The sequence below is a fragment of the Pantoea sp. X85 genome (assembly GCF_029623675.1).
Taxonomy (GTDB): domain Bacteria; phylum Pseudomonadota; class Gammaproteobacteria; order Enterobacterales; family Enterobacteriaceae; genus Pantoea; species Pantoea leporis.
In genome coordinates, this window is the sequence record NZ_CP121108.1 from 3,088,685 (window position 1) to 3,112,538 (window position 23,854).

Below are 23,854 nucleotides of genomic sequence, written 5' to 3' on the forward strand. Positions count from 1 at the left end.
ATGCTTAACGCACATTGAGTTTTTCCGGCGTGCTGCCAATCGCGCGCCATTCCGGCACATACATCGATTCCACCTGCGGCGGCGGCAGGCGATAGCTGCCCGGCGTCACCGCTCGCGCCAGATACAGCAGCGTGCCCGGCGTGTAGCCATCGAGCGCCAGCGCGGCGACGAAGCGGTCGTCACGGAATTCGATGTGCTTGATGTTGGCTTGTTGCATATCCATCATGCTCTCTTTCAGCGCATCGGCACTGTCGCCTAAACTGGCGCTGCTGTCGCTCAGGTTCTGGTTTTCCAGCTCCAGTCCGGCAGGCAGCAGATCCACCACCAGCGCATCACTGACGCGCTCGCTGGCCGCGACTTTGAGCCGCACCACCAGCAGTTCGCCACTTTTCAGGTTGGTGAGATCCGCCGGCTTACCCTCCAGCGTGAAGTACTCACGACTGATCTGCAGCACGTTGCTCATAGGCGACGGTGCGGTGCGCGGATAACCCACCACATTTAGCGTGCCGTAAAGCGGCGACGCGTTGTCGCTTTTCACCGACACGCCCTGACGCAGCTGATCTTCCGTCATGCCAATATTGAGCGGCTGATCACTGCTGAGCGGTTCCGCTTTACCCTGCAGGGTCGCCTGCCAGCTTTCACCTTTGTGCTGCTGCAAGGTGCGAGCGGCGAGGAACAACGCGTTGTTTTCCTGGGTCGAGAACCAGCGCTGTCCGTGCACGGCTTTTGCCAGCTCGATCAACAACGGACCTTGCATCTCCGGCAGCAGCTGGTTTTCTGTCAGCAGCGACAGAATCAGCGCGCGATCGCGCACCGGGCTGCCGTAATCGCCGAGCCAGCTGTTGGGTTTACGTTCCAGGCCAATGCCCTGCGCCAGCGCCAGTTGTGCGCGCTGTTGATCGCCCATCAGCTTCAATGCCACGCCAAGCTGCACCATCGCCAGGCCCGATTTAGCCCGATCGCGCTTTTCATACAGCGCACGCAACGCACCGAGCGGCGCCTGCTGCTGACGCGCCAGCACCAATCCGGCATAAGCCTGCACGCTGAAACGCAAGCCATCGGCATCGCTGCTCCAGCTGGTTTCGATCTGCGCGGGATCCTGCAGATAGCGCAGCAGACGTTCGTCGGCGCGCGTAATTACGCCATCCGGCACGCTGTAACCGGCTTCGCTGGCGCGCAGCAGAAAATCGGTGACGTAAGCCGTCAGCCAGAACTCTTCCTGACTCTCTTTGCTCCACAAACCAAAGCTGCCGTTGCCGCGCTGCATGCCGGCAAGACGCGCGATGCCGGTATCAATCGAGGCGCGACGTGCTTCATCGTTGCTGGTTTTGATGCCCATCGCCGTCAGCTGCGCATGATTGGTGAACACCGACGGCCAAATGCCGCTGGCGGTCTGTTCAAGGCAACCATAAGGATAGGCATACAGCGAACGGATATAGCTGGCGATATTCAACGGCGGACGGTTGCTGAGCGACAGCTGTCCGCTCAAGGTATCCTGCTGCAAGCCATTGAAGGCGCTGGCCATCACCTGCCAGTTCTGGCCGGTTTGCATCACGTTATCGAAACTCAACGTTTGTGCCGGATACGCCGGACGCACACCAATTTTCCATTTACGCTCGCTCGCTGCCAGCGTTTCACCCGGCAAACTCATGCCGGAAACCTTGACCTGTACCTCGCCTTCACCGAAGCCGCCCAGCGCTTTGACTGGAATTTGCAAGGTGGTGCGCGCGCCTTGCGCCAGCTGCACGCTGGCAGGGATTTTGCCGTTCAGGACGATCTGGCCGCTGGCGCTGACGTTGATTTTCAACGTTTGCGGTTGATCGGTGAGGTTAGTGAGATCCAGCGCCAGCGTAGATTGATCGCCGCTGGCCAGGAAGCGCGGCGTCGCCAGTTCGCTGATCAATGGCGCGACAACCACCAGCTTACGATCGGCCGACCCGAAGCTGTCGTCGCTCCACATCTGCGCCATCAAACGCAGTTCGCCGTTAAACGCCGGAATCGGCAGTTCCAGCGTACCTTCGCCATTGGCATCCAGCGTTACGGGCTGCAACTGCTGCGCCACGATCTGCACGTCGGTGACCGGTTTTTTGCCGACGCGCGACAGCGCATCCGCATCGTCGCCGTCACCACCAAAGCGCAGCGCGGCCAGTTTGCCACCGCCTTCAATCAGTTGACCAAACACATCGTATTGATCGGCGTTATAGCGCTTGCGGCCAAAGAACGCTTCCCACGGATTCGGGGTTTTGTAGTCAGTGATGTTAAGCACGCCGCTGTCCACCGCCGAGAGTAATACCTGAACCTGCTTCGGCAATGCGCCACCTTCACGGCTGGCTTTGACCTGCACTTTTAGCGTCTGCTCAGGACGGATCTTATCCGGCGCGTCGAGCGCTAAGCTGAGGCGGCGCGCTTCGGTCGCCATCGGCAGATGCAGCAAGCCCACCGCGCGTTTCGGCGTGACGCCGCTGGCCTTGTCGCCGTCGCGCACCACGATGGCGCTGAGATAAAGATCGTGTCGCTTCCAGCTGTCGCTAATCGGTACATCAATGGTTGCGCCGCCCGCCGGAACCTCCAGCGGTTGCCACCACAGCGTGCCGCTGCTGGATTCCACCATCAGATAGCCTTTGCCGGCAGCAGGCGACTCCACCTGTACGTGTGCGATGTCGCCCGTCTGATAGGCGGTTTTATCAATTTTCAGTTTGACCTGATCCGGACGCAGCGCGCCGGTGCCGTTGGTATTGTCCTGCCACCCATATCCGGCCTGGAAGCGTACGCTGCTCATGATGTTGTTGCCGGCATGCACTTCCAGGCGATAGGTGCCCCACTCTACCGGGAAACTCACTTTCTGGCTGCCGCCCGCCGCAATAGAGATGCGCTGCTGATCCTCCTGCAGATCCTTTTGATCGAAGCGCGATTGCCATCCTTCGCTGTCAGAGAAGCTCCAGTAATAGTCGCGGCGTTCGTGGATCAGGCGCACATCAAGATCTGACGCCGCCAGTTTTTCGCCCTGCGGATTGGCGTAGACCACGTCGAATTCCGCGAGGCTGTTTTCTGCCACGGTCGGCTCATCGTGATAACGATCGCTGCGATAGTCATATACCGATTCACTGCTAAACAGCGGACGGATGCCGGGCAGCGCCGCTGCCGGCCAAATCGCCTGAGTCGCGCGGCGCGTCACCGGACGGCCGCCGGTTTCCAGCAGGCTGGCTTGCAGAATCAGATTGAGCGGCGAATGGCTCTCTTTCCAGCTGCTCTCAACGTTAAGCTGCAGCTTGCCGCTCTCATCCAGCTTCTCATCCACATCATCGAGCGAACGTTTCAGCTCTTCAGTGATGTCACCAAATTGATAGCCAGGCAGCGCGGCAACCGCATCACGCGCGGGACGCAGGAACAGCTGCCCTTGCAGCTCGTTACCCGCTGCCGGCGCGCCATACAAATAGCGGCCTTCAACGGCAAAGGTAATATCGTCATCCGGCGCCACCGGCTGCGCGCTGTTGGTCAAATCCAGCGCCATGCGCTCCGGCAGGAAGTCTTCGACGTGGAACGGCCAGCTGCGCGGCTGGTTGTCGCCACTGTTGATGCGCAGCGTCCATTCGCCGGTCATCGCCGCAGCCGGTATCGCGAAGCGATGTTGATAGACGCCGTTCTCTGGCTGCCAGACAAAGGTCTGCGACACTTCGCCATTCGGCTGCACCACGTCGGCTTTCACCGGCTGCGGCGGCAACGGTTTGCCATCTGCATCACGCAGCAGCGCGTTGACGATCACCGTTTCACCCGGACGATAGAGATCGCGCGGACCAAATACGAACAACTGTTTGTCGTAGCCTTGCGGACCATCAATGGGGAACTCCGCCAGATCCAGCGCCGGACGATTAAGATCGATCAGCGAGGTTTGCTCCTTTTGTGTCGCCAGCAGCAGCTTGCCTTTAGCATTCGCCGGTAAACGCAAATGACCGTAGCTGTCGCTGATGCCACTGGCGAGTTGTTTGCCTTTCTCATCCAGCAGCTGCACGCTAACGTCATCAAGTGGCGCGCCATTGGTCAGGCTTTGGGCAAACAGTTCCAGCTGTTCAGGGAATTGGTGCAGCGACAAACCGATGTCGCTCAACGTAAACAGTGTCGCCGGTTGCGTGTAGTTGTAGGTTCCGGCCTGTTTCATCACCGCCAGATAAACGCCCGGCTGCTTCAGCGCATCGACATCGCCCAGCGGCAGCTGCATTTTCTCGCGCGTGTTGCGTGCCGGATTAAGATCGAAGCGGGCGCCGTAAACCAGATCGGCATTTTTCAGCAGCTCGCGTGATTCCCAGTACGACATATTGTTGCCGTAATTCCACTGAGCGAGAAAATCGGCCAGCGAGGCACTTTTCACGCGGAAGAAATCGACGTCGACGTTATTCACATTCAGCGCCAGCACCGGCAATCCCTGCGTCAGACGCAGCGGCAGCAGCGATCCGCGACTGGCAAAACCCACCATCGGCTGGATATCGCGCGTGGTGAGCGATTGGCTGAAAGATTTCGATAAGGTGCTGCCATCGGCCGCTTTGAGACCGGCATCGACGTTAACCGTCAACTTGCGCGACGGTTCAGGATGACGAAAACGCAACGCTTTACCGTTTGGCGCCAGCTCCCAGCCGCCATCAACCTTGCCGCTTTTCTCATCGATAATCTGCACGCGCGCAGCGAAATCCTGCTTCGCTTCAAGCGGCGTGTTGAAGGTCAATACCAGCGCGGCGGCGCCGTCGAGTTGCAGCTCGGAGAGATCGATAACCGACAGCGATTTCTGCGTTGCTGTTGCGGTTGCCGCTTCCTCCGCGTGACTCGTCAAGGTCCCGCCGCCCAGTAATCCAGTACCGATCAGCGCGCTGAGCAGCAGCCGGTTAAAACGTTTTGCCATGGTAATTCCCTCACCAGTCCCAGAAGTTAAGAAAACGTCATTCCGCGCAATTTCACATCAACCCGCCAACTTTAGCAATCACACCCTTGAGATAGCGTTCACATTCCCGGAGACTGGTCGTTTCCCGTTTGCTGAGAAGAGGTTGCTATGACAGCCATGTTTGTGTCCGCTGATTGGTTGAAAGAACATTACACCGAGGAAACATTGCAGGTGCTTGATGCCCGCATGTTACCGCCTGGCCAGGAAGCCGTACGTGATGTGCAGGCTGAATATCTGGCTGGTCATCTGCCGAATGCGCCGTTCTTCAATATTGAAGCCTTGTCCGATCACACCAGTGCTTATCCACACATGATGCCCCGCGCCGAATCCTTTGCGGTGGCAATGCGCGAATTGGGCGTCAGCCAGGACAAACATCTGGTGGTGTATGACGAAGGCAACCTGTTTTCGGCTCCGCGTGCGTGGTGGATGCTGCGCGCCTTTGGCTGCGAAAACGTGTCGATTCTGGCCGGAGGATTACAGGGTTGGAAGGCAGCCGGTTTCGATGTCGCAACCGGCCCGGTTAGTTTGCCGGAAGGTGAATTCGAAGCGACTTATGATGGCGCACAGGTGAAACGTCTGACCGACGTGCTGCTGATCAGCCACGAAGGCGGCGCGCAGATTGTCGATGCCCGTGCGGCGAACCGTTTTAACGCCGAAGTGGATGAACCGCGTCCGGGCTTGCTGCGCGGGCATATTCCCAACAGCCTGAACGTGCCGTGGAACAGTTTAGTGGTAAATGGTGAATTGAAACCGGCAGCGGAACTGCGCGATCTGTTTGCTCAGGCAGGGGTAAAACTGGATCAGCCGGTGATTGCCAGCTGCGGTTCGGGTGTCACGGCGGTGGTGGTGATTCTGGCGCTCACCTCGCTGGGTGTGCGGGATGTGACGCTGTACGACGGTTCGTGGGGCGAATGGGGCAGCCGCGACGATTTACCGATCGAGAAGTGATAGCAGGTCGCCATCAATGGCGACCACGCATTATATAATCCGCTGACTGCCCTTAAAATCGCGCAGGAAACTGCCCCAGCGACGTTCATAGAACGGCGTGATGTGGGCAGTAAAGAAGTGGCTCACGCCGCGATCTTCATTAACCACTTCACAGATATCAATGGGCGCATCATCCGCAAGCGTATCCGTCGCTACACCGCCCGCCGCCTGAATAATCTCATCGATATCGCTATCAGCTTCGATACCAATCAGCAGGTTCGGTGCTTCGCTGGCGCTTTCACGAATGCTGGCGATGTAAGCACGGCGTACCTGTTTGTACTTGGCAAACAGTTGCGTTAACGAATCAATCATCTGCGCTGGCGGCTCGGCCACTTCGGACAACAGCAACGCATGACCACCTTCCAGCACGGTTTGCTGGCTCAGCGCACTGCCCTCTTCGCCAATCAAATGGGCGATTTCACCCGGCGAAAACTCTTTACCCGCAGGCAGTTTCGGATTGAGGAACAGCGTTTCGCCTTGCGTGATTTCAAACAGCGTGCGCACCGGCATGCGCAGGTAAGGTTGTTCATCTTTGATGGCCTCGCCCATCGCCTCTTCCGAGGTGAAGAACGGGATCACGCTGCCGCCATCCTCTTTTTCCCAATGCTGTAATTCGACCGGCGAAGTCGCATCAAACTGTTCGGCGGGACTTTCGCCTGGCACCCACACATCGGCTTCCAGCAGCAGCTGGAAAAATTCCGGACGGTGCGCAGGCTCAGTAGCCGCCAGCTTCAGCACCTCTTCAAGACGGTTACTCATTTATCGTATTCCAAAAAAGACGGCAAGCTTGCGCCTGCCGTGATGAGGATTATTTCAGTAACAGATTGGCGACGGTGCGTACACCCAAACCGGTCGCACCCGCGGACCACTGATCCACCGCGCTTTTGCGGTACGTCGCGGAGCAGTCAATGTGCAGCCAGCCTTGCTGATATTTGCTGACGAAATGCGACAGGAACGCCGCCGCACTGCTGGCACCCGCCGCATGTGACGGGCTGGCGATGTTATTCAGATCGGCAAAGTTCGAAGGCAGATGGCTGCGATGGAACTCGGCCAGCGGCAGACGCCAGAAAGCTTCGTTTTCGCCGGTTGCGCTGCCAAGCAGCGACTCCGCCAGCACATCGTCAAAGGTAAACAGCGCGTGATAATCGTTACCCAGCGCGGTTTTCGCCGCGCCGGTCAGCGTTGCCGCATCGATCAGCAGTTCAGGATTTTGCTCGCTGGCATCGATCAGGCCATCGGCCAATACCAGACGACCTTCCGCATCGGTGTTCATCACTTCCACGGTTTTACCGTTGCGATAGCGAATGATGTCGCCCAGACGGAAGGCGTTGCCGCTGACCATGTTGTCTGCGCAGCATAGATACAGCTTCACGCGCTTATTCAGACCGCGTGAAATCGCCAGCGCCAGTGCGCCAGTCAGCGTTGCCGCGCCGCCCATATCAGACTTCATTGAGTCCATGAAAGCGCTCTGCTTCAGGCTGTAACCGCCGGTATCAAAGGTGATGCCTTTACCGACCAGACAGGCGTAAACCGGCGCATCTTCATCGCCAGTTGGATTGAAATCCAGCGCCAGCAACACCGGTGCGCGCGTGGAGCCGCGGCCCACGGTGTGGATACCGGCGTAACCCTGAACACGCAAATCGTCACCTTTGGTGATGCGATAGCTGACTGCTTTGCCGCCCACTTCGTTGATCAGATCAACCGCGTTGTGCGCCAGCTGTTCCGGGCTAAGATCTTCCGCCGGCAGGTTGATGGTGTCGCGCACCCAGTCAACAATCTTCAGACGACGTGCAAATTCAGCCTGATCGTCCTCATTGAATTCCGGCCACTCGACCTGACGTTTGCCTTTCGGGCTGCGGTAGCCTTGCCAGAACGCCCAGCACTTTTCCACATCCCAGCCTTCGCCCTGCAGCGAGACGTGACGAATGCCCTGGCCGTCCAGCTTGCGCCCCGCGCGCTGGATGCTCATCAGCGCGTCTGCGCCAGTCAGGTGAACGGTCATGCCACTTTCGTTGCTGCTCAGCAGCGCTTTGTCACCCCAGCGCGCATCGGCGGCCTGGGAGCTGAGCGTAATTATCATCGGTTGTGTTGTCATCGCGTGGCTCCGTTTGCGTTAGGTGTCACCTTGCGCCAGAACCGGCGCAAGGAGTGCATGAATTAGCGGGCGTTTGCCGCAGGCGAAAGTGCCCGCAGACGTGTTACCGCTTTGTTGACCAGCTCGATAGCGTACTCAATTTCCTCTGCGCTGGTGAAGCGTCCGAGCGAAAAACGCAGCGAGCTGTGTGCCAGCTCCTGCTCAACGCCCATCGCGCGCAGCACATAGGAAGGTTCGAGACTGGCCGAGGTACAGGCGGAACCGGATGACAGCGCCAAATCTTTCAGCGCCATAATCAGCGATTCGCCATCGACGTGGGCAAAACTGATATTGAGGATGTTCGGAGCGCCCTGCTCCAGCGAACCGTTGAGGTTCACGTTACCCAATTGACTAATACCGCGCCACAGACGCTGGCGCAGCTCGGCCAGACGCGCCATTTCGCTGCTCATCTCTTCACGCGCAATCCGGTAGGCTTCGCCCATGCCGACAATCTGATGCACCGGCAACGTGCCCGAACGCATGCCGCGCTCGTGACCGCCACCGTGCATCTGTGCATCAATTTGCAGACGCGGTTTACGACGCACCCACAGCGCGCCGATGCCTTTCGGTCCATACAGCTTGTGCGCTGAGAACGACATCAAATCCACCGGCAGTTCAGTGACGTCAATCGGCAATTTGCCGACGCTTTGCGTGGCATCAACGTGAAACAGGATGTCACGTGCACGGCACAGCGCGCCGAGTGCGGCGATGTCCTGAATCACACCGGTTTCATTATTGACGTGCATCAGCGACACCAGCACCGTGTCGTCGCGCAGTGCAGATTCGAGCATCTGCGGCGTAACGATACCGTCGCTGCCCGGCTGTAAGAAGGTGACATCAAAGCCTTCGTGCGCCAGTTGCTGGCAACTGTCGAGCACCGCTTTGTGTTCGGTTTGGCTGGTAATAATGTGTTTGCCGCGCGCCTGATGGAATTGCGCGGCACCTTTGATCGCAAGGTTGTCCGCTTCGGTCGCGCCGGAGGTAAAAACGATTTCACGGGGATCGGCATTGACCAGCTCAGCAACTTGATTGCGAGCCACATCAACAGCTTCTTCAGCCTGCCAGCCAAAACGGTGGGAACGGGACGCGGGGTTACCGAAAGTGCCATCCATTGTGAGGAACTGCATCATTTTGGTGGCAACACGCGGATCCGCAGGCGTAGTGGCTGCGTAATCCAGGTAAATCGGTAATTTCATTGCGCTAAAACTCCGTATAAAAAATCATACGTCTTTATAGCACATTCGGCCTCGCCCGTATGAACAGGAAAGGCCGAAGGAGAACTGATTAAGCGCGCAGATTAACGTTGATGGTTTCTTGCACACGATGCTGCTGGAAACGACGATTGTCGACGGTGTTCTGACGATCGGCCACTTCGAGGATTTCCTGATTATTCACCAGTTCCGCCAGCGTGATGTTGTTGAGGAAGTCGCTGATGCGCTCACTCAGATCACGCCACAAAACGTGGGTCAGGCAACGCTCGCCGCCCTGGCAGCCCTCTTTGCCCTGGCATTTGGTGGCATCGACAGATTCGTCAACGGCGGTAATAACCGCGCCCACAGCAATCGCGCTTGAATCTTTGCCTAACAGATAACCGCCACCTGGACCACGAACGCTGGCCACTAAGCCATGCTTACGCAGACGTGAGAATAACTGTTCCAGATAGGACAATGAGATGCCCTGACGCTCAGAAATGTCAGCTAGCGGCACCGGGCCCTCATTGGAGTGCAGTGCAACGTCCAGCATAGCGGTTACGGCATAACGTCCTTTGGATGTCAGTCTCATAGCATACAACCTCGTAAGCGTCCGTCCGGTTATCGGCGGGTTATCTGAAGAATTGACGCCAGTCTGACATTCCTGAGTAAAACGGTCAACTATTTAACCAAGTAAATTGCTCAACTATTTAACCAACTGTTTTACTCAACTATTATCCACATTACCTTTGCGCTTTTCGAACGATGCCATCATGCCGCGCAGGATGTTCAGTTCATCGCGTTCGGGGCGTGCACGTGTATATAAACGACGCAGCTTGCTCATCACCTGGCTTGGCGTGCCTTCACGGATAAAGCCGCTGTTCAGCATCATCTGTTCGATGTGCTGATAGAAGCGCTCCAGATCGTCAACCAGCGGATACGGTGATTCGACAGGCTCTTCCGTCGGCGCGGCTTTTTCCTGCGCGTCCAGCCAGGCCATGCGCACTTCGTAAGCGATAATCTGCACCGCCATCGCCAGATTCAGTGAGCTGTATTCCGGGTTCGCCTGAATCGCGACGTGATAGTGACATTTCTGCAACTCTTCGTTAGTCAGGCCCACGCGCTCGCGGCCAAACACCAACGCCACCGGCGCCTGCTGGCCCTCTTCCACGCTTTTAATGCCGCACTCGCGTGAATCCAACATGGGCCACGGCAGTGAACGTGAACGTGCGCTGGTGCCAACTACCAAACTACAACCGGCAATGGCTTCATCCATGGTATCGACAATGCGCGCATTACCAATGACATCGCTGGCACCGGCGGCGAGGGAAATGGCCTGTGAATCTGGTTTCACCAGCGGATTGACCAGATAAAGGTTGGTTAAGCCCATAGTTTTCATCGCGCGTGCGACGGAGCCCATGTTGCCGGTGTGCGACGTTTCTACCAGTACGATTCGGATATTCTGCAGCATAATTAGAGGCGGTCAGGGAAATGATGGCGCGCATCCTAACATAAAAAGAGGACATTTGCTGAACACGCTGATATACTCCGCGCCGTTTTCCCCGTTCTTTAACATCCAGCGAGAGATACCGATGCATCCGATGCTCAACATAGCCGTGCGCGCCGCGCGCAAGGCCGGAAATTTAATTGCCAAGAATTATGAAACCCCGGACGCTGTCGAAGCCAGCCAGAAAGGCAGCAACGACTTCGTTACCAATGTTGACCGTGACGCAGAACGTCTGATTATCGAAGTAATTCGTAAATCGTACCCGAAACACACCATCATCACCGAAGAAAGCGGTGAGCTGGCGGGCGAAGATCAAGACATTCAATGGGTAATCGATCCGCTGGATGGCACCACCAACTTCATCAAACGTTTACCACACTTCTCCGTTTCTATCGCTGTGCGCATCAAAGGCCGCACCGAAGTGGCTGTGGTTTACGATCCAATGCGCAACGAACTCTTTACCGCCGTACGCGGTCAGGGCGCTCAGCTGAATGGCTATCGCCTGCGCGGCAGCACGGCGCGCGATCTGGATGGCACCATCCTGGCGACCGGCTTCCCGTTCAAGTTGAAGCAGCACGCAACGCCTTACATCAACATCGTTGGCAAACTGTTCACCCAGTGCGCTGATTTCCGTCGCACCGGTTCGGCGGCGCTGGATCTGGCTTACACCGCTGCAGGTCGCGTTGATGGTTTCTTTGAGATTGGCCTGAAGCCGTGGGATTTTGCGGCGGGCGAGCTGCTGGTGCGTGAAGCGGGCGGCCTGGTGACTGACTTTACCGGCAACCACGGTTACGTGATGTCAGGTAACATCGTTGCGGGTAACCCACGCGTAGTGAAAGCGATGCTGGCATCGATGCGTGAAGAGTTGAGTGAGGCGCTGAAGCGCTAGAAGCGAGAAGGCGGCTGAATCAGCCGCCTTTTTTTTGTTACCGACGTTCGTGGCTTAATACCTGACGCGGTTGCGTCTTGCGACCCACGCGCCCCAGCAATGCTGCCAGTACTGCTTCAATCACCAGCATAAAGAAGGTGAACCAGCTCGCTTTCGCCGTTGCGGCCGCCGCTTGCTCAGCCACTTCACGGGCTTTTTGCTCCGCCTGCTGTTTCAACTCCTGATACTGTTGCACGGCTTTTTTATAGCTCTCCTCGGTTTGAGTCACAATCTGCTCAACCTCTTGATCGCTTTTACCGGTGCGCGCTTTGATAATATTTTTCAGCGCATCACGATCGGCAGCTTGCAATGTATCTGAGTGACGATTCATAACGCCTTTCAACCAATTAGCCAGATCATTATCAGCATTCTGTGGATTTTGTGCCGTTTGCTCTGCTTGATTTTGCGCGTTATTGGCTTCGTTATTTACATCCCTTTGCAGATTCTCAGGTTGTAATTCTGTCTTGCCGGTTTGACGCAGCGTAGTTTGTAATTCGTTTTTTAAATCATCTAAATTGATATTACTTTCCTGCAGCTTCTCTTTTGCCATATTGGTCAGTGATGGCGCCGCTGCGGAAATTCCATTACCAACAGCATTTACGCCGGCGCCTAAAATATTAAACGCACCGCCAATAACGCCAGTTGCCAGGGTAATCGCGAGCCATAATGTCAAAATGGTGCTAACACCAAACATCAACAAACCATGCATCGCTCCTTCGCGCTGCGCCAGACGCCCCGCAACGTAGCTACCTACGCCCATGGCAATCAGCATACTCACGCCGGTCCAGATTAACGCGCCGGTTCCCAGATGCTGCAGCGGATTTTGTTCCTGTTGTGGATCGATGGTTGTTGCACCAATCGCTGTACCCAATATCCCCAATAAAATATGAATGATTAGCGCAGCGATAACGCCGGCAAATACTGCGCTCCATGAAATACGTTTTAATGGTAGGCCGCCATGCACGTCGTGCACCGTATCTACGCTGCCATTATTAATCCGAGTTTCAGGCATCGTTTTCTCCTCGCAGAATATTTCGCTGAAATTTTATAATTGCTAATCCACCAGGATATTGACTGGTGTAATTGAGCTTAGACAGAGAAATCTATTTTCACCAGCGCGCTAAGCGGAGATATTTAATTAACTGTTGAGGGGGAGAATACTTGCAACAGTGGAATATTTACACTACCCAAATATCCTTAATGTCAGAAAGGACGAATTCCACCGCCGATGCCCGGCGAGGCACTTTGCCATAATGCAACGCCCGCAACGATTAACAGCACGCTACCTAACATGGCGAGCAGCGGCACCAGCAGCTTGGTCGCAGGATGAGTACCACCGGCCTGCCCTAAGCGCTGAGCCAGCAGACGGGAGCGCTGCACTAACAAGCCGAGCGCCGAAACCGTCACAGCAGTGCCCACCGCCATCGCGACGGCAGAGGCGACGCCCCACGCATACACGTTAATCACTTTGGCAAACAGCAGCATCATGATGGCGCCGGAACAGGGCCGCAGCCCCATGGAAAACACCACCAGCGCCTGCGTTTTAGCGCTAACTGCCTGATCCATCTGCGCAGCGCTGGGCAGATGCGCATGTCCGCAGCCGCAGTGTTCATCGTGCTGATGCGCTGGGCGAATAGCGTGGATCTGCAACTTTGGCTGAGGACGCCATTGCTGGCGCAGCGACCGCAGTGCACGCCAACCGACCCAAATACCCAGCGCGACGACTAACAGATAACTGCCCTTCTCTAGCCAGTAACTGCCGAGATGCATCTGACGCGACGAGGTTTGCAGCACCACCAGCATCAGCGTTACCAGACCAATCGCCACGCCGCCTTGCAGCAAAGCCGCCAGCAGCGTTAGCTTCATGCTGGTTTTCAACCTTGCCGGATGGGTGGCAAGAAAGGTAGTGATCACCACTTTGCCGTGTCCCGGCCCCAGCGCATGCAGCACGCCGTAAGCGAGGCTGAACAGCATCAGCGTCACGCCCGCCTGCTGCGGTTGTTCAGCCACCTGCTGCAAAAGCTGCGTCATTTCGCGATTGAGGATTTTTTGCCACAGCACACTTTGCAGCAAAATCTGCGACCAGTGCTGCCACAGCAGCACGCCCGCCAGCAGCAATAACACCGCCATCAGCCACAGCGGCCATAAACGACGTGAACGGGAGGGAAGCGAAATCAGTGACATGTCAGTGTTACCGTTTGGGCGAATTGCTGGCCAAGATCCATATCCTCTGGCGGTGCATCGGCTTTATCCAGCGACAGCGCATATTGCTTCAGCGAGTCATCCGGTTTCGGCGTATGCAGATCGATCTGGCAATGCGATTTAACGGTGTCGTCCATGGTTAATGCCTGTGGATTATCGTAATACATATCAACAAAGTAGCTGGGATCAAAAGTCTGAATGCGATACTGCTTCGCACTCAATAGCTGAGGCTCGCCAAACGGCACGATAAACTCCAGCACCGCTTTGTTGCCGTTGCGCGATAAGTTGTACTCTTTCGGCAGATTGAGAAACTTAACCCGATTTTTGTCCTGCCACACTTCGGTGAAATAGTGCTGACCGAGCACATTTGCCATCACCTGCGCCGCCAGCTTTTTCCACACTACATCACCGGGCTTGGCTTTACCTGCGTCGTATAACAGATCGGCGGAGGTTATCTCATCCATGGTCCACACCATTTTCATGCCGCTAAGATGTTGGTTGTCACTGATGAACTCGGTTTTCATGTCAATAAAGCTATGCGGATGTGACCAGGCTGCGGTGCTGAACAACAGCGTAAACGTAATGAGTGCAATTTTCATGTGTTATAAAGTAACAATTTTAAAGTGAAGTGTAGAGTGGCCCAGAAAAATTGTGACCCGCCCTAAAGCTCTGAACAAAAGTCACGACAAAGTGCAAGGTTACCGCGTGGAGTTAGCTATTCTTAGCTCAAAAGTGACCTGCGGATAAACCATTGATGAGTTCTGCACCCTCCTCTGCACCACTCTTCAGCCGTTCCCAGCGTCGTTGTCATCTGTTACTGCTGCTATTTCTGCCCGCTCCCGCGTTGACGCTTGAAAAGCTCTGCCAGTTAAATGGCGTGGCGCCTGTTGTCGCCCGACAGGATATCGCGGATGTGGGAGAGGAGATACAGCGTTACCATCAACTGGAGCTACACCAGATGGTCGATGGCAGCTTTCGCATACACGGGACGGAACTGGACAGGCGGCTGTGCCTGATCCACTGGCTGCGACGCGCGCTGCGTTTGTCGCAGGATTTTGTCTGCGAGCATTTTGCCCCGGTGCTGCGTCAGCGCCTGAAAGTCCTGAAAATCGAGAAAGCGTTGTGGGATGAAACCAACCTGCAGGCGCTGATTCAGCACTGCAGCCTGCGTCTGGCGCGCGACTTCAGCCCGCGCGACCGCCTGTTTCTGCAAATATTCATGAAGTATGCGCTGTGCCAGCGCCAAAACGCCTTGTTCAATGACGGACAGCGCGCGTGGCTGGCGGAAAAAGTCGAACGAGCTGCCGCCGACGACGTAATCCATCACTGGCAGAAGCGCTGCCACTTAGCGCCGGATGTAAGCGAGACCGACTTCTGGACGCTGCTATTTAGCCTGATTCACGCGCCAACCGCTACGCAGCTGGAGCATCCGCAGGCAGTAAAGCTGATGCAGTCAGTGGAAGCGCTGATTGCGCGCTTTGAGCAGTTGGCACAAACCACCTTCAGAAATCGCGCCGAACTCACTCAGCAACTCTTTACGCATCTGGCGCAGGCGCTGGATCGCAGCCATTTTGCCATCGGCATCGATAACAGCGTGGCGCTGGATGTCGCACGGCTCTACCCGCGTCTGCTGCGCACCACGGAACGCGCACTTGAGCATTTCAGCCGTAACTTTGCCACGCGCTTTAGTGCTGAAGAGATAAGTCTGGTGGCGGTGTTATTTGGTGCCTGGCTGATGCAGGAGAGTGCATTGCAGGAAAAGCAGGTGCTGCTGCTGACGGGCGCGGATGCGGCGCTGGAGCAGTTGCTGGAGCAGCAGCTGCGGGAAATGACGCTGCTACCGATCAACATCAGCTATCAGGACGTCGTGCATTTTCAGCGTGAAGGCGCGCCGCGCGATATCGCGCTGGTGATCACGCCGTATGCCATTTCATTGCCGCTGTTCTCACCGCCGCTAATCCAGGCGGAGCTGCCGCTGAGTCGTCATCAGCAGCAGCGTATTCTCCAGTTGCTGGAGAGTTAAGCGGCGCGCGGACGCAGGAACAGCGCCGGCAGCGCCACTAACGCCATCACCCAGAACAGATGTCCTTGCAGATGCGTAAACAGCACGCCGCATATCATGGTCATCACCGCAATACCGCCGCCCATGGCCAGCGCCGAGTAAAGCGATTGCAGACGAATCACTTCCGCACCTTTGCGCGCGGCAATAAATCGCATCGCCGCTAAATGGCAGACGGTAAAGCTGCCGCAGTGCAGAATCTGCGCCACGATCAGCAACGGCAAGGCGGTGCTGGAGCCGAGCATCGTCCAGCGGATAATGGCGCACACGCCCGATAACAGCAGCAAATCGCGCGCGCTCCAGCGGCGGAACAGCCGGCTGCTAAGAGCAAAAATGATGATTTCAGCCACCACGCCCAGCGACCACAAGTAGCCAATAATCGACGCGGAATAACCGCTCTCCTGCCACCAGATCGCGCTGAAGCTGTAGTAAGCCGCATGCGCGCCCTGCAACAATGTCACGCATAACATGAAACGCCACACCGCATTTTCGCGCAGCAAATCACGCCATGCCTGCCAGCCACCATCGGTTGACGTCTGACGTTCACTGCCCTGCGGCTTCGTCGCTGGCGTTAACATCATCCCACCTAACATGCCGATCGCGCCCAGTGACAGCAGCACCAGAATCGCCTGCGATGAGAACGCCGTGACAAGCATGCCGGTTAAGGCAGAGCTGATGACAAACGCCAGCGAGCCCCACAAACGAACCGGGCCATATGTCAGACCAATTTGCTGCGTCCAGGTGGCGGCCAGCGCATCACTCAGCGGCACCAGCGGTGAGAAAAACAGGTTGAAGCCGATCATCACGAACAGCAGCCACATCCACTGTTGTCCCAGCCAATAACCGATAGCGAACAGGCACGTCATCAGCGCCAGCAAGCGCAGCGCAGTGATCAGCTGTGAGGGATTTTTTACCTGCGAGGCAATCAGCAAACTGCCGACAAAGCGCGCCACCATGCCGCACCCCAGCAGCAGACCGATTTTTTCTGCATCGAGTCCGGTGCCTTTGAGCCACACGCTCCAGAAAGGAAGGTAAATGCCGTAACAGAAGAAGTAAGTGAAGTAGCCCAAACCGAGCCATTTGGCGGAGCCGATTGCCATATTCCCTCCAGCAAAAATGCTGCTGAGCAGCACGAGTGGGCGCTACTTTGTCAGAGCACTGCTGCGACGGCAATAAAAAAGGATGGCTTGCACCATCCTTTTTTGCACTGCATCGAGAAGCGTAAAGCTTACGCGTACACCGGCAGACGGCTGCAGATTTCCAGCACTTTCTGTTTGGTACGTTCGATGGTCGCTTCGTCGTTGATGTTGTCCAGCACGTCAGCGATCCAGCCAGCCAGCTCGCGAACGTCAGCTTCTTTGAAGCCACGACGCGTCACCGCTGGGGTACCGATACGCACGCCAGAGGTCACGAACGGGCTCTTCGGATCGTTAGGTACGCTGTTTTTGTTCACGGTAATGTTGGCGCGGCCCAGAGCGGCATCGGCTTCTTTACCGGTCAGGTTTTTGCTGACCAGATCGATCAGGAACAAGTGGTTGTGTGTACCACCGGAAACGATGTTGTAACCGCGCTCCAGCAGAACTTCCACCATCGCTTTCGCGTTCTTAGCCACCTGCTGCTGATAAGTCTTGAACTCTGGCTCCATCGCTTCTTTGAACGCCACCGCTTTACCGGCGATCACGTGCATCAGAGGACCGCCCTGACCACCCGGGAACACCGCGGAGTTCAGTTTTTTATACAGCTCTTCGTCACCGTTTTTCGCCAGGATCAGGCCGCCGCGCGGACCCGCCAGGGTTTTATGGGTGGTTGAAGTCACGATGTGGGCATGAGGAACTGGGTTCGGATAGACGTCTGCGGCGATCAGGCCCGCAACGTGTGCCATATCGACGAACAGGTAGGCGCCAACGCTGTCTGCGATTTCACGCATTTTGGCCCAGTCGCACACGCCAGAGTAAGCAGAGAAGCCGCCGACGATCATTTTTGGCTTGTGGGTTTGTGCCAGCTCAGCCAGCTCTTCGTAGTTGATTTTGCCGGTTTCATCGATGCCGTAAGGGATAACGTTGTACAGCTTACCCGACAGGTTTACCGGGGAACCGTGCGTCAGGTGACCACCGTGCGCCAGGTTCATACCCAGAATGGTGTCGCCTGGCTGCAGCAGCGCGGTGTAAACCGCGAAGTTGGCCTGAGAACCGGAGTGCGGCTGTACGTTAGCGAAATCTGCGCCGAACAGCTCTTTAGCGCGATCGATCGCCAGTTGCTCAACGATATCGACGTATTCACATCCGCCGTAATAGCGTTTGCCCGGATAGCCTTCGGCATATTTGTTGGTGAGCTGTGAACCTTGGGCCTGCATTACGCGTGGGCTGGTGTAGTTTTCAGAAGCAATCAGTTCAATGTGCTCTTCCTGACGCACTTTCTCTTGCTCCATAGCCTGCCACAACGCGGCATCATAATCGGCAATGTTCATATCACGCTTTAACATCCGGACTCTCCTGACTCAGCTAACTTTTTAACGGCAGTTTAGGCCCCGGCTAGGGGGCGAAGGCGAACAGTGTAAACGGTTTTGACAGGTGACGGTAGCGTCAATCCCCTCTTTTTGCGCAAACGATTGGCATGGCGCTGGAACGGGTTTTTTACGCTTTTTTGCAAGCCAGAAAATCACGAAATTTGCTCACTTTCATGGCGAAAGAATTTCAGCTTTGCGCGCCAGCCCGCACCTTTCTTGCTTAATCCTTAATCACAACAAGGGATTTACAGGCGCTTCGATTACTCATAAGATGCATTTAAAATACATGTTTAAATTCACTCTGAGGATTTCACCATGCTCGACGCGCAAACCATCGCTACCATCAAATCGACCTTGCCCGCCATTGCCCAGGTTGGACCGCAGCTGACCGGCCATTTCTACCAACGTTTACTGACGCAACATCCTGAACTGAAAAACGTGTTCAACATGAACAATCAGCGCAGCGGCAATCAGCGGGAAGCGTTGTTCAACGCCATTGTGGCTTACGGCAGCAACCTGGAAAATTTGGCCGTGCTGTTGCCGGCGGTGGAGAAAATCGCGCAGAAGCATGCCAGCCTGAACATTCAGCCCGAGCAGTATGCGATTGTGGGTGAAAATCTGCTGGCGACAATTGATGAGCTACTGCATCCGGGTGAAGAAGTGCTGACCGCATGGGGCAAAGCGTACGGCGTGCTGGCTGATGTGTTTATCCAGCGTGAAGATGCCATCTATTCGGCCTCCGAAGAGAAAACCGGCGGCTGGCGCGGTGCGCGTGATTTTCGTATTCGCGCTATCAATCAGGAGAGTTCGGTGATCAAGAGTTTTGAACTGGTGCCAAACGACGGTAAGCCGGTGGCAACCTTTCTGCCAGGGCAGTATCTGGCCATCAGCTTACAACCGGCAGGCTGTGAAAATATTCAGCATCGCCAGTATTCGCTGACGCACCAGCCAAATGGGCAATTTTATCGCATCGCGGTTAAACGCGAAGCGCTGGGCAGCGTGTCGGGCTGGCTACATGACCGCGCGCAGGTGGGCGATATCGTGCAATGCGCGGCACCAGCCGGTGATTTCTTCCTGCAGGCTGAAGCCGCTACGCCGATTACGCTGATCTCTGCTGGCGTCGGCCAAACTCCCATGCTGGCGATGCTGGCTACTCTGGCGCAGCAGCAACATCCGGAGGCGGTTAACTGGCTACACGCTGCGGAAGCCGGTTCGCAGCATGCGTTTGCTGAAGAGGTAAAATCCCTCGGCGCGCGCCTGCCAAACTTCACCAGCCACGTTTGGTATCGGCAACCAGAAAGTGCAGATGCAGGGCGTTATGATGCGCAAGGCTTGATGGATCTGGCGAGCGTGTCCTCCGCGCTGAACCAGTCCGATCGCCAGTTCTGGATCTGTGGTCCGCTGCCGTTTATGCAGTTTGTCGCACGTCAACTGGTCGATGCCGGCATCAATGCCGCTCGCATCCACTACGAAGTATTTGGCCCGCACAAGGTGCTGTAAAACAAAAAAGCCTGCGCAAGGCAGGCTTTTACAGGCAATGCGCGAAGGGGCTTAAATCGCCTCTTCGTCCTCTTCACCGGTACGGATACGCACTACGCGCGCCACGTCAAAGACAAAGATTTTGCCGTCGCCGATTTTGCCGGTCTGCGCGGTTTTCATAATGGTTTCTACGCAGGTATCGACGATATCGTCACCTACCACCATTTCGATTTTCACTTTTGGCAGAAAATCGACCATGTATTCAGCGCCGCGATACAGCTCAGTGTGACCTTTCTGACGACCAAAGCCTTTCACTTCACTGACGGTCATCCCGGTGATGCCTACTTCAGCTAAGGCTTCACGTACATCATCGAGTTTGAATGGTTTGATAATTGCATCGATCTTTTTCATGACAGATCCTTTTTTACTCCTTCCATGATGGACGGATACCGTTAGTATAAATGTTCCTGACGCTGCCGCAGCAAGCTACTCTTTAAATTCGCTGGCGTCCAATTCATGCCGCGACAGCAGCTTATAGAATTCAGTGCGGTTACGTCCAGCCAGACGCGCAGCGTTGGTGACATTTCCTTTGGTCATCTGCAGCAATTTACGCAGATAGTTCAGCTCAAACTGATTACGCGCTTCGACGAAAGTGGGCAGCGCGGTATTTTCCCCCGCCAACGCCTGTTCAACCAGGGCATCACCGATGACCGGCGCGGTACTCAAGGCGACGCACTGTTCAATCACGTTGACCAGCTGACGTACATTGCCCGGCCAGGCGGCGCTGACCAGCCGCTTCATCGCATCAACCGAAAAGCTACGCACGAAAGGTTTATGGCGATCGGCGGATTGGCGCAGCAGATGATTCGCCAGCAGCGGGATATCTTCAGCGCGCTCGTGCAGCGCGGGAATTTTCAGATTCACCACGTTAAGACGATAGTAAAGATCTTCGCGGAAACTCTTCTTCTCCATCGCTTTGGGCAAATCGCGATGCGTCGCGGAAATAATCCGCACGTTGATATCCAGATCGCGGTTGCTGCCTAACGGCCGCACTTTGCGCTCCTGCAGCACACGCAGCAGTTTCACCTGCAGCGCCTGTGGCATGTCGCCAATCTCATCAAGAAACAGCGTGCCGCCTTCCGCCGCCTGGAACAGACCTTCACGTGCGCTGACCGCGCCGGTAAAGGCGCCTTTAGCGTGGCCAAATAGTTCGGACTCTAAAAGTTGTTCCGGCAGCGCACCACAGTTGATGGCGATGAACGGCTTGGTGGCGCGCGGGCTGGCGGCGTGAATCGCCTGCGCCAGCACCTCTTTACCGGTGCCGCTTTGACCATTGATTAATACGCTGACGTCAGATTGCGCCACCATGTGCGACTGCTCCAGCAACCGCAGCATCTGCGGATTGCGTGTCACAATCGCTTCGCGCCAGCCGTCATCGCTGATCGGTGCGCGCTGGGCCAGCGCTTCATCTATTGCTTTATACAAAGCGTCACGATCGACCGGTTTGGTCAGAAAGCTGAAGACGCCTTGTTGCGTGGCGGATACCGCTTCCGGGATCGAACCGTGCGCGGTGAGAATGATCACCGGCAAGCCCGCATGACGTTTCTGCACTTCGCCGAACAGCGCCAGACCATCCATTTCGTCCATGCGCAGGTCGCTGATCACCAAGTCGACCTTCTCTTTCTGCAGATGGCGCAGGGCTTCCGGCCCGCTGGCGGCCGTCGCCACCTGATAGCCTTCGCTGCTCAGACGCATGCCGAGCAGTTTCAATAAGCCCGGATCATCATCCACCAGCAATAAACGCGCGGCTTGTTTCATGGTTACTGATCCTCACTTTGCACATCGCTGCCGCCGTGCGATGTGTCGCTGCTATCAGGCGCTTTACGCGACGACAGCTTGCGTTCAATGTCGGTTAAACGCTCTAACTTGCGTTGGGTATCGGCCAGCGACTGACGCATTTTGGTTTGCTGCTGGCGCAGGTTATCCATCTCCGCGTCATTACTCTGCTGCAAAGCGGCGTAGCGTCCACGCGCTTCGCTCAGCTCGAGTTGGGCCGCCTGATTGCTGCGCCACAGCTGGAGCAGCGGACGCACCGACGCCGGATAAGCCGCGCTGTAACCGTCTAAAGTGGTGACGAAATCACGCCGCTCAACTGGCGTGACGTTACCGTTCACGAGCAAAATGCCCTGCTTGAAGGCGCGCGCCCAGCCTTGCACCGGCCAACGACGCGCTTCTGCACGCGCTTCGGCCGGCGATAAGCGCTCGGCGCAATCCATGGCGCGCTGCCAATAGAGCGGATTGCCTGCGGCGGCTGGCGTTTCGATTTGCCACACGTTTTGGCAATCGGTCGCCAGATAATCCGGCAGGCGTACCTCCGGTTCAGGCACGCTAACGCCATTATGCTGCGTACGATCTTGTGACGGTGCCTGGCAGGCGCTGACGCCGAAAACCAGCACTGCACTGGCCACAAGTTTGAATAGGGTTAGTTTCATTAATCAGGCATTCCCGGCGCTGGTCGTCAGAATGATACGAAAACAGACATCCGCATCCTTGCGCGTTACTAACTGCAGATCGCCGTGCATCCTGCGCAGACAATCTTTGGCGATGCTTAAGCCCAGCCCGCTGCCTTTGACCGGCCCTTTGCGCTGTTGGCTGCCCTGATAAAAGGGCTCAAAAATCATCGCCTGCTCTTCAGCCGGAATCGGTGTGCCGGTGTTTGCCACCTCAATCCACACCTGGTTGCCCTTCTGCTGGCTCTGCAGCCAGATGTTACCGGATTCACTGCCGTAGTTCACGGCGTTCGAATAGAGGTTATCGATCACCCGCTGCAGCAGCGTCGCTTCCGCCAGACAATGATGCACTTGCAGATCAACGTGGGTGGTCATCTCACGCGCATTGGCTGGCAACGAGTGCACTTTTACCACCGAATCAATGATCTCATTTAGCGCCACGGGCTTCAGCGCCATCGGTCCATCGGCCAGCTTGCGGTTGTAATCGAGCAACTGCTCAATTAGCCGCTGTAAATGACGGCTGCTGGTATCGAGAATCGCCACCACTTCCTGCTGCTCGGCATTCAGTGGTCCAGCGACCTGATCGGCCAGCAGTTCTGTGCCTTCACGCAGACTGGCAAGCGGCGTTTTCAGCTCATGCGACAGGTGGCGCAAAAATTCGTGGCGCTGCTCTTCCAGCCAGCTTAACCGCTCACTCAGCCAGACGATGCGCTGCCCCAGCGAACGGATCTCACGCGGACCACGGAAACTGCCGCTATCGCCCAGCGCCTTACCTTCGCCCAATCGATTAATCATGCGTTCAACCCGCTTCACCGGACCGATGATCATCCCCGTGAACAGCAAAACCAGCACCAGGCTAATCAGGAACAGAATCAGCGCCTGCCAGCCAAAAAACTGACCGCGATCGGCGATTTCACGCTGCAGCTGTAAGCCGCGCGAAAATACCACTTCACGCGTTGCCTGCACCATTTGCGTGTTGGTATCGGAAAAACGCTCCAGCGCGCTGGCGGCTTGCGCCTCAGGATTGCCGTTATCGCACTGCAGTTGCTGCAGCGAAGGCAAGGTGGTTTGCAGCACTTTGAAGGAAGGCAGATCGGGCAAACTGGCAGCGTGACTGCTGAGCATTTGGCCGTAGCGCGTCCACTGCGTTTGATACAGCTTCGCCAGCGACGCATCGCCGAGCACGCAATATTGGCGGTAGCTGCGCTCCAGCTCCAGCGCGGTACGCGCCATCGCTTCGCTGCGACGCACATCGGTAAAGGTATTGCGGTTGGTATCCGCCGCCTGGTTGCTTAACGCCGAAAGACTTTCCCACGCTTGCCATGCCAGCACCAGTAACGGCAGCAGTACCAGCAGGAAAGCCATTAACACTAGCTGCCGCAGGGATCGGGGAAACAGACGCCATTTCATCACAACCGCGCT

Annotated in this window: 19 protein-coding genes; 4 read left to right on the forward strand and 15 right to left on the reverse strand. The window is 56.3% G+C overall.

All coding sequences use genetic code 11. The features are described 5' to 3' along the window. Positions 1-4: 4 nt before the first annotated feature. Positions 5-4,891 (reverse strand): alpha-2-macroglobulin, encoded by a 4,887-nt coding sequence (locus P6287_RS14430; RefSeq protein ID WP_277973966.1) that lies wholly within the window; start codon positions 4,889-4,891, stop codon positions 5-7. 147 nt (positions 4,892-5,038) lie between these two features. Between P6287_RS14430 and sseA the strand changes: the two genes are divergently transcribed. Next, positions 5,039-5,878 carry a 3-mercaptopyruvate sulfurtransferase gene (gene sseA / locus P6287_RS14435; protein ID WP_101763482.1) on the forward strand — a complete coding sequence of 280 codons (840 nt, stop codon included), beginning with the start codon at positions 5,039-5,041 and terminating at the stop codon, positions 5,876-5,878. A 30-nt stretch (positions 5,879-5,908) separates the two neighbouring features. Here the strand turns inward: sseA and sseB are convergent, their stop codons facing one another. The 5 genes from sseB to trmJ form a co-directional block, all read right to left on the reverse strand. Then, positions 5,909-6,676 (reverse strand): enhanced serine sensitivity protein SseB, encoded by a 768-nt coding sequence (gene sseB / locus P6287_RS14440; RefSeq protein WP_137386289.1) that lies wholly within the window; start codon positions 6,674-6,676, stop codon positions 5,909-5,911. Positions 6,677-6,725: 49 nt separating this feature from the next. After that, positions 6,726-8,012 carry an aminopeptidase PepB gene (gene pepB, locus P6287_RS14445; RefSeq protein ID WP_101763480.1) on the reverse strand — a complete coding sequence of 429 codons (1,287 nt, stop codon included), beginning with the start codon at positions 8,010-8,012 and terminating at the stop codon, positions 6,726-6,728. A 62-nt stretch (positions 8,013-8,074) separates the two neighbouring features. Then, a complete protein-coding gene (locus P6287_RS14450) occupies positions 8,075-9,247 on the reverse strand; it encodes an IscS subfamily cysteine desulfurase (RefSeq protein WP_110868265.1) in 1,173 nt (390 codons plus the stop codon). An 88-nt stretch (positions 9,248-9,335) separates the two neighbouring features. After that, the gene (iscR, locus tag P6287_RS14455; RefSeq protein WP_008108287.1) at positions 9,336-9,833 is read right to left on the reverse strand and encodes a Fe-S cluster assembly transcriptional regulator IscR; all 498 of its coding nucleotides are present in this window, start codon (positions 9,831-9,833) and stop codon (positions 9,336-9,338) included. 135 nt (positions 9,834-9,968) lie between these two features. Then, positions 9,969-10,712, reverse strand: a complete 744-nt coding sequence (trmJ, locus tag P6287_RS14460; protein ID WP_110868266.1) for a tRNA (cytosine(32)/uridine(32)-2'-O)-methyltransferase TrmJ — start codon at positions 10,710-10,712, stop codon at positions 9,969-9,971. A 121-nt stretch (positions 10,713-10,833) separates the two neighbouring features. Here trmJ and suhB point away from each other — a divergent pair, with 121 nt between their 5' ends. After that, entirely contained in the window at positions 10,834-11,637 is an 804-nt protein-coding gene (suhB, locus tag P6287_RS14465; protein ID WP_008108283.1) for an inositol-1-monophosphatase, read from the forward strand. Between the two features lie 37 nt (positions 11,638-11,674). Here suhB and P6287_RS14470 read toward each other — a convergent pair whose 3' ends face one another. From P6287_RS14470 to P6287_RS14480, 3 genes are all read right to left on the reverse strand, one after another. After that, the gene (locus P6287_RS14470) at positions 11,675-12,688 is read right to left on the reverse strand and encodes a hypothetical protein (protein ID WP_277973967.1); all 1,014 of its coding nucleotides are present in this window, start codon (positions 12,686-12,688) and stop codon (positions 11,675-11,677) included. A 191-nt stretch (positions 12,689-12,879) separates the two neighbouring features. Then, on the reverse strand, positions 12,880-13,860 hold the full coding sequence (locus P6287_RS14475; protein ID WP_277973968.1) for a nickel/cobalt transporter: 981 nt from the start codon (positions 13,858-13,860) through the stop codon (positions 12,880-12,882). Further along, positions 13,851-14,477 (reverse strand): DUF1007 family protein, encoded by a 627-nt coding sequence (locus P6287_RS14480; RefSeq protein WP_101763474.1) that lies wholly within the window; start codon positions 14,475-14,477, stop codon positions 13,851-13,853. The genes P6287_RS14475 and P6287_RS14480 overlap by 10 nt, the downstream gene beginning before the upstream one ends. Positions 14,478-14,632: 155 nt before the next feature. Between P6287_RS14480 and csiE the strand changes: the two genes are divergently transcribed. Continuing rightward, positions 14,633-15,901 (forward strand): stationary phase inducible protein CsiE, encoded by a 1,269-nt coding sequence (csiE, locus tag P6287_RS14485; RefSeq protein ID WP_110868270.1) that lies wholly within the window; start codon positions 14,633-14,635, stop codon positions 15,899-15,901. On the opposite strand, the gene P6287_RS14490 is transcribed toward csiE, so the two are convergent. Together P6287_RS14490 and glyA are read right to left on the reverse strand one after the other, a co-directional pair. Continuing rightward, positions 15,898-17,037 carry a 3-phenylpropionate MFS transporter gene (locus P6287_RS14490; protein ID WP_222233811.1) on the reverse strand — a complete coding sequence of 380 codons (1,140 nt, stop codon included), beginning with the start codon at positions 17,035-17,037 and terminating at the stop codon, positions 15,898-15,900. The genes csiE and P6287_RS14490 overlap by 4 nt on opposite strands. Before the next feature lie 128 nt (positions 17,038-17,165). Then, complete coding sequence (glyA, locus tag P6287_RS14495; RefSeq protein ID WP_101763471.1) at positions 17,166-18,419, reverse strand: serine hydroxymethyltransferase; 1,254 nt, start codon at positions 18,417-18,419, stop codon at positions 17,166-17,168. Positions 18,420-18,758: 339 nt separating this feature from the next. Here glyA and hmpA point away from each other — a divergent pair, with 339 nt between their 5' ends. Further along, a complete protein-coding gene (gene hmpA, locus P6287_RS14500; RefSeq protein ID WP_277973969.1) occupies positions 18,759-19,943 on the forward strand; it encodes an NO-inducible flavohemoprotein in 1,185 nt (394 codons plus the stop codon). Positions 19,944-19,994: 51 nt separating this feature from the next. On the opposite strand, the gene glnB is transcribed toward hmpA, so the two are convergent. The 4 genes from glnB to P6287_RS14520 form a co-directional block, all read right to left on the reverse strand. Continuing rightward, on the reverse strand, positions 19,995-20,333 hold the full coding sequence (gene glnB / locus P6287_RS14505) for a nitrogen regulatory protein P-II (protein WP_007886217.1): 339 nt from the start codon (positions 20,331-20,333) through the stop codon (positions 19,995-19,997). Positions 20,334-20,408: 75 nt separating this feature from the next. After that, positions 20,409-21,740, reverse strand: coding sequence for a two-component system response regulator GlrR (glrR, locus tag P6287_RS14510; protein ID WP_101763469.1), 1,332 nt, complete (start codon positions 21,738-21,740; stop codon positions 20,409-20,411). 2 nt (positions 21,741-21,742) lie between these two features. Then, the gene (gene qseG / locus P6287_RS14515; RefSeq protein WP_277973970.1) at positions 21,743-22,414 is read right to left on the reverse strand and encodes a two-component system QseEF-associated lipoprotein QseG; all 672 of its coding nucleotides are present in this window, start codon (positions 22,412-22,414) and stop codon (positions 21,743-21,745) included. A gap of 3 nt (positions 22,415-22,417) precedes the next feature. Next, a complete protein-coding gene (locus tag P6287_RS14520) occupies positions 22,418-23,845 on the reverse strand; it encodes a HAMP domain-containing sensor histidine kinase (RefSeq protein WP_101763467.1) in 1,428 nt (475 codons plus the stop codon). Between the last annotated feature and the right edge of the window lie 9 nt (positions 23,846-23,854).